The 9,746-nt window shown below is 68.2% G+C and carries 9 protein-coding genes and 1 pseudogene; 4 read left to right on the plus strand and 6 right to left on the minus strand.

Features of this window, described 5'->3' with window-relative positions; genetic code table 11:
• The first annotated feature begins 314 nt into the window (after positions 1–314).
• Together DLJ47_RS35435 and DLJ47_RS20980 are read left to right on the plus strand one after the other, a co-directional pair.
• Complete coding sequence (locus DLJ47_RS35435) at positions 315–815, plus strand: hypothetical protein (RefSeq protein WP_146228159.1); 501 nt, start codon at positions 315–317, stop codon at positions 813–815.
• A gap of 398 nt (positions 816–1,213) precedes the next feature.
• On the plus strand, positions 1,214–2,026 hold the full coding sequence (locus tag DLJ47_RS20980; RefSeq protein WP_109901931.1) for a maleylpyruvate isomerase N-terminal domain-containing protein: 813 nt from the start codon (positions 1,214–1,216) through the stop codon (positions 2,024–2,026).
• Between the two features lie 12 nt (positions 2,027–2,038).
• On the opposite strand, the gene DLJ47_RS20985 is transcribed toward DLJ47_RS20980, so the two are convergent.
• Positions 2,039–2,302 carry a hypothetical protein gene (locus tag DLJ47_RS20985; RefSeq protein WP_199235940.1) on the minus strand — a complete coding sequence of 88 codons (264 nt, stop codon included), beginning with the start codon at positions 2,300–2,302 and terminating at the stop codon, positions 2,039–2,041.
• A 580-nt stretch (positions 2,303–2,882) separates the two neighbouring features.
• On the minus strand, positions 2,883–4,469 hold the full coding sequence (locus tag DLJ47_RS20990) for a TOTE conflict system archaeo-eukaryotic primase domain-containing protein (protein WP_233257928.1): 1,587 nt from the start codon (positions 4,467–4,469) through the stop codon (positions 2,883–2,885).
• A gap of 61 nt (positions 4,470–4,530) precedes the next feature.
• Here DLJ47_RS20990 and DLJ47_RS20995 point away from each other — a divergent pair, with 61 nt between their 5' ends.
• Positions 4,531–4,842, plus strand: a complete 312-nt coding sequence (locus DLJ47_RS20995; RefSeq protein ID WP_109901939.1) for a hypothetical protein — start codon at positions 4,531–4,533, stop codon at positions 4,840–4,842.
• A 6-nt stretch (positions 4,843–4,848) separates the two neighbouring features.
• A complete protein-coding gene (locus tag DLJ47_RS21000; protein ID WP_109901933.1) occupies positions 4,849–6,000 on the plus strand; it encodes a hypothetical protein in 1,152 nt (383 codons plus the stop codon).
• 264 nt (positions 6,001–6,264) lie between these two features.
• Here DLJ47_RS21000 and DLJ47_RS21005 read toward each other — a convergent pair whose 3' ends face one another.
• The 4 genes and pseudogenes from DLJ47_RS21005 to DLJ47_RS21020 all read right to left on the minus strand — a co-directional run bounded on the left by DLJ47_RS21005 (position 6,265) and on the right by DLJ47_RS21020 (position 9,613).
• Complete coding sequence (locus DLJ47_RS21005) at positions 6,265–6,519, minus strand: hypothetical protein (protein ID WP_109901935.1); 255 nt, start codon at positions 6,517–6,519, stop codon at positions 6,265–6,267.
• 40 nt (positions 6,520–6,559) lie between these two features.
• Positions 6,560–7,659: pseudogene (locus DLJ47_RS21010) on the minus strand (IS110 family transposase).
• 311 nt (positions 7,660–7,970) lie between these two features.
• Entirely contained in the window at positions 7,971–8,420 is a 450-nt protein-coding gene (locus DLJ47_RS21015) for a hypothetical protein (RefSeq protein WP_109901937.1), read from the minus strand.
• Positions 8,417–9,613, minus strand: coding sequence for an integrase core domain-containing protein (locus tag DLJ47_RS21020; RefSeq protein ID WP_446723588.1), 1,197 nt, complete (start codon positions 9,611–9,613; stop codon positions 8,417–8,419). The genes DLJ47_RS21015 and DLJ47_RS21020 overlap by 4 nt, the downstream gene beginning before the upstream one ends.
• Positions 9,614–9,746 lie beyond the last annotated feature (133 nt).

The raw sequence follows: 9,746 nt of genomic DNA on the forward strand, positions 1-9,746 counted from the left end.
AGCTCCCACAGCAGCGGTTGTCTTGGCGGACAAGCCGTTTCTACCGGAGCTCCGCTTCCTGCATGTCAGGGGCCGTATCGAGGCACTTGCCTACCAGCCCACACGCCTAACTTCACGGCGTTGGGCTTTAGGTGGCGGCCCGGTCCCGGGTATCTGATTTTGGGTGGGCGGTTGGTCACTACCTGAGTGTGCCGGTCGCCTCCGATAGCGGGTAGCAGCCGGACGCACAGAAGTCGTTGTCGTGTTTTTGACCATGTATTCCTTGTCGCCCGAATGACGCATGTTGCGGCTGGTAAAGCATTAGATTCCGGCGCTTGAACGAATCCTCCGCGGCCGCGAAAACCGGCAAACGCCGGATCCTTGTCCTCGCAGCCGCAGCCGCAGCCGCAGCCGCAGCATTTGTCGTCCTCGCCATCGCCGTTGGTTTCGTGGTCGGACGTGGTGCTGATCAGCCTGAAGCGCTGGGTCGCATAACGGCGACCGCGTCGCCTGCCGCCTACACGCCCAAGCTGCCTACAGAGATGACCGCCGAGGGAGGCGACTGCATCAAGCCCGTTAGTTGCGGCTGGTACGTTGCCGGGTCCAGCTGCGGGCGTGCCGAGTGGTGCAACGAGCAGGCCCTCGTCGAGCCGGGAACGTGGGCGACTGACCTGGGTTCAGACGGCCGCATTTGGTCGTTGTCCAAGCCGCCCAAGTTCGGCCCTCTTGATGACGGCGGCTACAGGAAGGGCTACCAGAAGACTGTCGTGCCCGCGGAGGCCATTTTCACCACCGGGTCCTGTCCCCACGCCGTCTGGAGGTGGCTCCACCCGTGAGCCCGGCGACCGCCGCGGCGGCGCCCTGAGGCGGCATGGCCTGGCGAAACGACGACGGCCCCGGTTCGCGCGCGGGGGCCGTCGTCGTGTTCAGGGTAGTGCCGGTCATCTGGTGCCATGGACAGCCACCCGATCCCGTCGTCAAACTGATCACGGAAGCAGCAGCGCAAACTCCCTCGACGCTGATCTGCACCGACGCTGACCTCGGCGGCGTACGGATCGCTGCCCGGATCCGCGACCGCCTCGCTGCAGGCACGACCGTTCACGTCCTTGACGTCGGCGTTGCCGAACACAACCCCGGCCGGGCTCTCTCGGCTCACAGTCGCACTCAGCGGCGCCCGCCGTGTCGGCTGTGAAAATCGCTGTCTGGTTGTCGGAGCACAGTGATATAAAGCCGGGTGCACAAGATTCTCACGTTCTCTGATCACCTGCGGCTGATTGACGAACGGTCGACCGCCTTCCGCGCCGCGGTCGCCGCGGCGCCCAGCCTCGACATGCAGGTTCCGACCCATCCCGAGCGGACGCTGTTCGATCTCGTGCAACACGTGGGCATGGGCCGCCGCAAAGCAGCCGCCATCGTCGCCGCAGGGCCTGCAAACGCTCCCCCGGAGAAGTCGGCTTGGGAGGACGGCACGGGTGCGCCTCGGGAACGCGAGGCACTGCTGGCCTGGTGGACCGAGTCCGTCGAGCGACTGACGAGCGCGCTGCGTGAGGCCGGCCCGGATCGCGGTTGTTGGACGTGGTGGGGTGACTCGCAGTCACCGCAAACCTCTGGTGCATGGGCTCGGCGCCAGGTTCCCGAGATCGCGGTGCACACCTACGATGTCCAGCTCACCGTGGGGGACCCGGAGCCGCTGCCGGACGAGGTCGCCCTCGACGGTTTCGACGACTGCCAGTTCACCCTCTGCTCGACGGGTGTCGCCTGGCCGCACGAACCCGCCGTCGTCGATTGCTACGCCACCGAGGGCCGCTCTTGGCGCCTTCGGCTGTCCCGCGACGGCGCATGGGCCGCCCGCCTCAGTGCGCCGGCTGACAGCGAGGACACGGACCCGGACACTGCCGACGCCTCCGCCCGGGGCACGGCCAGTGATCTGGTCCTGTTCTTTTACGGCCGCATACCGCCGGATTCTCTGAAGCTGAAGCTGAAGCTGGAGCTGGACGGCGACCGTCGCATCTTCGATCAGCTCATCGCCTGGGACCCGTCCGTGTAACAACGATCCCTTTTATCCTGCGTAGGCCGGGTTCTCGACGTGGTGCAGAACTAGGATCGCTTCGTCGGCCAGCTCCACACCGACGGTGTGCGCATCGTTGTCCTTCTGGGTGCGCAGCCAGCCGGTTGGGTCGCCGATTCGGTGTACGCAGCTGGGCCGGCGTAGCCTGTTGCCGCGGGCGACGGCCTCATCGATCCAGCGGAAGCGGGGTACGGCCAGGCATGCCCCGACGGCGTCGCAGGTACGCAGCAGGGTGCCGAGATTCGCACCGTGCATCGGCCACAACGGGGCGGCGATCAGATGGTCCCAGTATCGGTGGGCGCGGGGGTCGGCGGGCGGCCCGGATCTCTCGGCGGGGCCGTACCCGGATCGACGGGCTCACTGGACGGGAGCGCTCACGCTCCGAGGGTCAACGTTCATGGGGGAGTGGTGCTTCGCGGCGCACCCGACCATCGACGAGTCGTTGAGAACAGCGAGCGTGGCGTAAGCCATCCTGCGGCCCGCGTCAAGGCTGGGGCTCGGGCGTACTGATGCCTCTGTTGGGGTGTTGCAGGTGTGCTCCACAATGGCCTACCGTCAACGCATGCACACCGCTTCCCGGCGGATGTGCTTGGAACATGTGGCCGGATCCCCCCTCGGACACAATTTAGTACATGATCCACTTGGGGTTGCCTGAGCGGACACGATCCGGGTCGTTGGCCTGTAGATCAGCTTAAGCCCCAACTCGCGGTAGATGAGTGTCTTGTCTGCGGGTTCCGCGCCGCGGACTACTTCGCGATGTTCCCAGGGCTTCGGGGATGTGGCGGATCTCGTCGATGGTCATGTGGCGGCGTTCGCCGAGGCGTCGGAGGGTAGCTCAGGCGGTGACCTGCTCGGCTTGCACCTCGGCGATCCACCGGCTGACGATTGCAGCGTCGGTGCGTGTGTCGAGGGCGGCGCGGTAGCGGTCAGGTCGGATGGCGCAGGTGGCGAGGCCGTCGCGTGCCGATTTGATGGCTTGTTGGTCGGCGTCGTCGTGTTGCGTGTCCGCCATCGCCTGGACGATTTCGGTGGGTCGGCTGGGGGAGAGGGCTGGGGGAGAGGGCTCGGGCGAGCCAGGGGCCGAGTGGCTCGAGGATTTGCTGGCCCGCGGTTTCCTGACCCCATCGGGGCGTTTGCCGGCGCTGCCGAGCAGGGTCTGGACGACTTCCGCGGCATAGCGGTGGACCCCTTCCACGAGCGTCGTCAAGGTCGATGTCGCCGGGCTGGAATGTGGTCTCGTGGATGAACAGCAGGAGTTCACGGCGATGGTGTGCCGCAGGCCCCGCGGGAGAACCAGGCGGTCAAAGAGGGTGAGGTCGTAGCCCTGGATGAAGCGTGGGGTGTCCCAGGTGGACTTGCGGAGCCGCTGCAGCTCGTAGAACTTCGGGTTGGCCATGGCGGCGGCGTGCTTGAACGTCGCCAGCGCGGCGGGGGTGAGCTGGGCGGCGTCAATGCTCAGCCCGGCACCGGCCTCCGCGTGGACCACCGGAGGTAGCGGAGGGTGGACCTGGGTCGCGGCGGACCGGCTCATCGTGGCGATGTCGGTGCCTGTGGTGGCCTTCTTGGCCCGTTGGGCGAGGCGTTCGGCGTTGCCAGGGCTGAGTCGGTCCAGCGCCGACAGGAACGCCCACTGGTCGGCGTACGGCTCGAGCGTGCCGAGGTCGAGGAAGGTGGTGAGCCCGTCCTTGCGGCGGCGGCCCTGTAGTGGTGCGGCGATGAGATTGCCGAAGCCGCCCTCGGGCAGGACGTCCTGGTTGGGGAACAGCCGGTCGTAGGACCGCAGATCCATCCATCCGCGTAGCACCATCGCCTCACGGAGAAGGACGGTGCCGACGGCCCGCGCGGTGGCTGCGGGAACAGCGCCGGTGAAGAAGATCCACACGTGGGCGCCGCGGCCTGACTGGGAGATCTCCAACGCGGCGGGCACCGCGCTGGCGCGTGCCGCCTTCACGTAGGCGAGGGCGTCGAGCATCGCCGTCGACCCGTCGAAGTCGGCCACGACGAAGTGGCAGGTGTTGCCGGGCATCAGCGGGTACAGGCCCATGAACACGTCGCCGATGAGATGTGCCGCGAAGACCTCGGTCGTGCGGGGCAGGTAGGTGGCACCCCGCCGGTCCATACCCTTACGCCAGCCTCCGGCGACCGCGGGCATCCACCCTGCAGCGCCGGTACGGGCATTCTCCCACCGCACGGCGTACACGTCGGCCCGAGCCCGGAACCGGTCGGCGAACAACGCCAGCTTGTCCCGAGTCGGCGAAGCCATGGTGACCAGCCCTGGCGGCGCAACCGGCGCGGACAACTGCTCCGGCGCCGCAGACGTGTCCTGGCCGCGCAGCTCCAGCAGGCGCGCCAGCCGGGCATTCTCCGCCCGTAACCGCTCCACCTCCCGCCGAAGATCGACGAACTCGGCTACCGAACCCATGCCGACCATCCTCGCGCAACGGGCTCCGCACACCTCGGAACCGGTCCGCTATTCTCCGCCGATGGCATCGAAGGGCAATGCCGCGCTGGAGGCATTGATCGCGGAAGCCACGGTCGACGCGTACGGCGACGACGAACAGCTCACCGACCTGTTCACCATGCTCGAGGAGCACTTGGCGTTGCCGTTCACCACCACCGTCCTCGGCGTCGAGGTCACCGTGCGGAAGGTCGACCTGACCGCGGACAGCATCGTCGCGGTCTGCGCCCGAGGCCGCCACCGGCAGAGGATCGACCTCCTCGACCTGCCGCTACCCACCCCTACGCCGGACGGCGCCGCGTGGATCGACGCCTACCGGCACTGGGCCGGGAGGTAGGCCACGGTGAGCGAATACCAGTACTACGAGTTCACCGCCGTCGACCGACCCCTCACCGGCCGGGAGCGGGCCGAGCTGCGGTCGCTGTCGACCCGGGCCGACATCACCGCCACCAGCTTCGTCAACACCTACGAGTGGGGCAACTTCAAGGGTGACCCGCGCACGCTGATGGAACGACACTTCGACGCGCACCTGTACCTGGCGAACTGGGGCACCCGCCAGCTCATGCTGCGGCTACCGAAACACGTGCTCGACCCCGCAACCGTCGCCCAGTACTGCCACGGTGACAGCGCATCCGCGTGGACCGCCGGCACGCACGTCATCATCGACCTCCACGACGAGGACGAGGACGGCACCGACGAGTGGGACCTCGACGGCCACGGTCTGCTCGCCTCGATCATCCCGGTCCGGGCCGGCCTCGCCGCCGGCGACCTGCGCCTGCTATATCTGGCCTGGCTGCGCTGCGTACAGTCCGAGGAGACCGCCGACGACGGGCCCGAACCGCCCGTTCCCGCCGGACTGGGCACCCTCGACGCGGCCCTCACCGCCGTCGCCGAGTTCCTGCGCATCGACCCCGACCTGATCGCGGCCGCAGCGGCCGGGTCGCCGCCGGCCGCCTCCGGTGAACCGACCGCCGCGCAACTACGCACGTGGGTCGTCGGGCTGCCCGCCCAGGACAAGGACACCATCCTGACCGACCTGATCACCGGAGGCGACAGCCACCTACGCAGCCGACTGCTGCGCCGCTACCGCGACGAGCATCCCGCCGACGCGTCCACCCCGACATCCACCCGCACCAGCGGGCAACTGCTCGCCATCGCCGCCGGCCTGCGCGCCGAACGGCAACGACGGGACGCCGAGCAGCGCGAACGCGACCGGGTCCGCCGGGAACGGTCCGCCGCAGCCGCCCGGCAACGGCTCCTCGACACCCTCGCGGTCGACCAACCCGCCGCCTGGCGGCGGGTCGACGAACTCATCGCTAGGAAGAAACCCCGCGAGTACGAGATCGCCGTACAACTCCTCGTCGACCTGCGCGACCTCGGCGAACGCGACGGGGACACCGCATCGTTCCGAGGCCGGCTGGCCGAGCTACGAGCGGTGCACGCCCGCAAGCCCAGCTTGCTCGAACGCCTCAACCTCGCAGGCCTCGGCACCTGAACAGCGTGCCCGGCGACCGATGGCCTCACCGTAGTCGGCCGCTGCCCCGATACCGCTGTTATGCCGTCCTTCTCTCTCCCGTGTGGGTCCGTCGGATGACGCAGGGTTCACCGCTCGGTGACGATCAGGCATCCCAGCTCACCAACACTCGGCGGAGTGTCACGCAGGTCCTGATACCGATCTGTCACGCAGGTCCCGAGACCGGACAAGAACGCCCTCAGAACCCCGACGCTCCTATTTTCGTCAAGTGGGGGGTTGCCCGGCTCAGGCGAGTCCGTAGAGCCGGTTGAGGTCGAGTAGGTGGTGACCGAGGACCGAGGAGGCATGTAGGTCGAGCACGAGGACCAGGAACACGTTGGGTGTCTCGCAGTCGACCAGGACGTGTTGGTGCGTCCCGTTTGGCATCTGCCAGGCGTAGGTGACGCGGCCTTCGGAGAAGTCGTGCCCGTTGAAGTCGTCTTGGGGGATGGAGTCGAAGTAGGGCCAGAAGTCGAACGGGGGTTGCTGGTCTGGGTCCACTCTTGTGGGGTGGGGTCCCATCGTTGCCTTGTACTCGTCCTCACTCAGTAGCGGTGGCACCAGGCAAGGATGCCTGGTCCAGGGGTGGCGAAGCGAGCAGGTGGAAGGTTTCGCGAGCGATGTAGCGCTTGAGGCATCGCATGATCTCGGTCTTGGTCTTGCCCTCTGCGGTTCGGCGGGTGACGTAGTCCCTGGTGGGTTGGTGGCAGCGCATGCGGACAGGGTGATGCGCCAGAGGGCGCTGTTGGCGTTACGGTCGCCGCCGCGGTGCAGGCGGTGACGGTCGGTGCGGCCGGAGCTGGCGGGGATGGGGGCCACACCGCAGAGCCGGGCGAAGGCAGCTTCGGATCGCAGCCGGTGGGGGTTGTCGCCGGCGGTGACGAGGAGCTGTCCAGCGGTGTCGACCCCGACGCCAGGCAGGGCGACCAGGTCGGGGGCTACGGCGGTGACGAGGGCGGTCAGGTGGCTGTCGAGGTCGTCGATCTCAGCCTGGAGTGCGAGCCAGCGGCGGGCGAGGCTGCGCAGGGCGGCTTTGGTGGCGGTGGCCGGTTCGGTCACCAGGCCGGGCCGCAGGGCCGCGCAGGCGCGGACACGGCGCTTGCCGGACAGGCCGCGCAGGAGCTGCCGGACGGAGTCAGGTGCCGAGATGATGAGTGCTTCGAGCTGGCCGCCGGCTTGAATGCGGGCCTTCATCGCTCCGCGTCGGGCGACTCGTAGGGCCCGGATCATCTCGACTTGGGCGTTGCGACTCTTCGGGGTGCCGCTGGCGCGGCCGGACAGCACAGCTCGGGCGGCTGACTCGGCGTCGATGGTGTCGTTCTTGCCGATGCGACGGCGGGTGGAGCGGTCCGGGCGGTCGACCTCGACAACGGGTAGTCCGTACTCGGTCAGGAACCGCAGCAACCCGGCGCCATGGCTGCCGGTGCCTTCCATACCGACCGCGACGACCGTCCCAAAGGACTCCGCCCAGGTCGCCAGCTGTGCGTAGCCGCGCAGCGTCGTCGAAAAGCTCCTGCTGCCTAACAGCCTGCCAGCGTGATCCAGCACCGCCGCGACGTGCACGTCTTTGTGGGTGTCGATTCCCACAGTCACGTCCTGGTCCTCGTTCACTCTGCCTCCTGTGTGGTGCGTGAAGGGCATCGCTCGGCTGCGGAGCACGAGGAGAACGCTGGACAAAACGGGGATGAGGGACGAACCCGAGCTCCTAATCAGGTCACCACGCCGGCCTGTGCACCGCCGATAACGGTGCCCCGCCTGCCGGGTCGACGGGTCAACTTCAGGGCACGGAGCCAGTTCAAAGTCGGGTCAGGCCCGCCGGCGGGGACACCGTCACCAGAATTGTCACCAGAATTGTCGGGCTCCACTTGATGCGTTACGGATTGCGCTCAGTTGATCCGTTACACATCCGGCTAGACGATCTTGGTTGTTTCCTGGTCTCAGGCTACTGGTCGTCAGTCCCAGAAGTTGAACAGCAGCTCGCCGACGGTGGTCGGCTTCCAGTAGTTGATCTGGTCGTGTTCGTGGGGGTCGAGAGCGCTCAGGTCGACCTGTGCCAGCGGGGCTCGTAGCTGCTCGACGGTGAGGAACTGGGCGTCGGTGAGGTTCGTGATGGCGGCGGCGAGGTCGCGGTGGTCGGTGAACGTGAGGGTGAGGTCGCCGCTGACTCGGGGGCGGGCGAAGGCGATGAGCGGCAGTGCGATGTGGCGCAGCACTGCAATGTGGTGCTGAGCGTGGGTGATGTCGACGGTGTGGAAGTTCGGTGTGGCACCGGCAGGAGTGACGCCGGTGACAGTGGCGTCGGTGGCGCGGGCGGCGTGGTGACAGACGGCGGTGAAGGCGCTCAAGTCCGCCTGGTGGCCGGGTCCCGGGTTGAAGCCGGTGGCTCCGGGCGGCAGCTTCATGGTCGGGCTCCCTGGTCGTCGCGGTCGGTGCAGGCTATCCGACGCTGTCGGGGAGGTTCGGGCTTGCGGACCTTGAACCGGGCGATGGGCTTGGTGGTCGTGCGAGGCACTTCGGTGAGGAGTTGGTCGCCGTCGTGGACGCGGAAGGTGGTGTCGGCGTCTTCGACGATGAGGGTTCGACCGGCCTGGTGGATGCCGACGTGGATTTTCTGGCCGGCGATGACGAGGGCGCCGCGGCTGCTGACGCGTCGTTCGACGCGTTGTGGTTCGGGTGCCGGGGTGGGTGGCGGTCCGGCGGGGCGGGAGTCGCGGGTGCGGGCCTGCTCGGCCGGGGTGAGCGGGTTGGGCAGGCTGCGCAGCAGGGTCCGGTCGGCGTCGAGCAGGTGCAGCAGGCCGCGGTCGAGGCGGATGGTGACGCGTCGGCCGGCGAGGTGGTAGCCGATGGGGTGTTGCCGGCCGGCGAGGCTGACCAGGCCGATGGCGTTGACGAGCCGGTCGACCTCGACGGGAGCCCCCGGCTTGAGCTGGCCGGCGGTGATCGGCGGCGGGCCGGCGTGACGGCCGCCGTCGGCGAGGAGCTGACGCAGGTGAGCGGGGGTGAGCCGGGAGGGCACGGTCTTGAGCCGGACACCGTCGAGGAGCAGGTGAACCACGGTGGTGTCGGCCCAGAGGCCGATAACGAGTCCGGCCCTGGCGGGCCCGAGCCAGAACTGTTGCCCGCAGACGGCGAGGTTGCCGGAGGCGGGAACGGTGCGGGTGATCTCGACGGCGAGGTTGACCGGGTCGACGCCGTTGGCCGCCATGACCAGCGGCGCCGCCGTGGTGTCCGGCTGCTGGTCGTGGGACGGGCGCGGTTTCGGCAGCGCGACTGGTGGCGGCTCCTCCGGGCCGGTTCGGGTCGGGGTCAGCGTGGGTGGCAGACGCAGCGGCAGCGCCTCGGTTGGGCGGGCGGCGAACCGGCCTGCCGGGAACGCCATCCCGAGGGACTGGTGGGGCCGTGCGGAGTTGTATTCGTGGCGGAAAACATCGATCGCTGCCTGGGCTTCCTCCAGGTCAGCCCAGACCTCGACGTCGTCGAGCAGTTCGCGTTGCAGGGTCTGGTGGAACCGTTCGACCTTGCCCGTGGTGGTGGGTGAGCGCGGCTTGGTAAGCCGGTGCGTGATGCCGTTCTCCCGGCAGATCCGGTCGAACATCACCTCCTGTCGGGGTACGGCCTGGAGTGCAGAGCTAGGTACAGCTGATCTTGCAGAGGTGCGCACTGTTTGTCCGTCGTCAGCGGGTGACTGAGGGTGAGGCTGCTCGGGTCGTGATCGGGCAGACGTGGGG

The sequence above is a fragment of the Micromonospora sp. S4605 genome, from assembly GCF_003176715.1.
In the GTDB taxonomy this organism is placed as follows: Bacteria; Actinomycetota; Actinomycetes; order Mycobacteriales; family Micromonosporaceae; genus Micromonospora; species Micromonospora echinaurantiaca.

Coding starts and splice junctions, on each gene's coding strand:
- DLJ47_RS21015 (WP_109901937.1), bottom strand. CDS start 8,420: ATGAAGCTGCCGCCCGGAGCCACCGGCTTCAACCCGGGACCCGGCCAC.
- DLJ47_RS20985 (WP_199235940.1), bottom strand. CDS start 2,302: ATGCACGGTGCGAATCTCGGCACCCTGCTGCGTACCTGCGACGCCGTC.
- DLJ47_RS20995 (WP_109901939.1), top strand. CDS start 4,531: ATGGCATCGAAGGGCAATGCCGCGCTGGAGGCATTGATCGCGGAAGCC.
- DLJ47_RS21020 (WP_446723588.1), bottom strand. CDS start 9,613: ATGTTCGACCGGATCTGCCGGGAGAACGGCATCACGCACCGGCTTACC.
- DLJ47_RS20990 (WP_233257928.1), bottom strand. CDS start 4,469: ATGGGTTCGGTAGCCGAGTTCGTCGATCTTCGGCGGGAGGTGGAGCGG.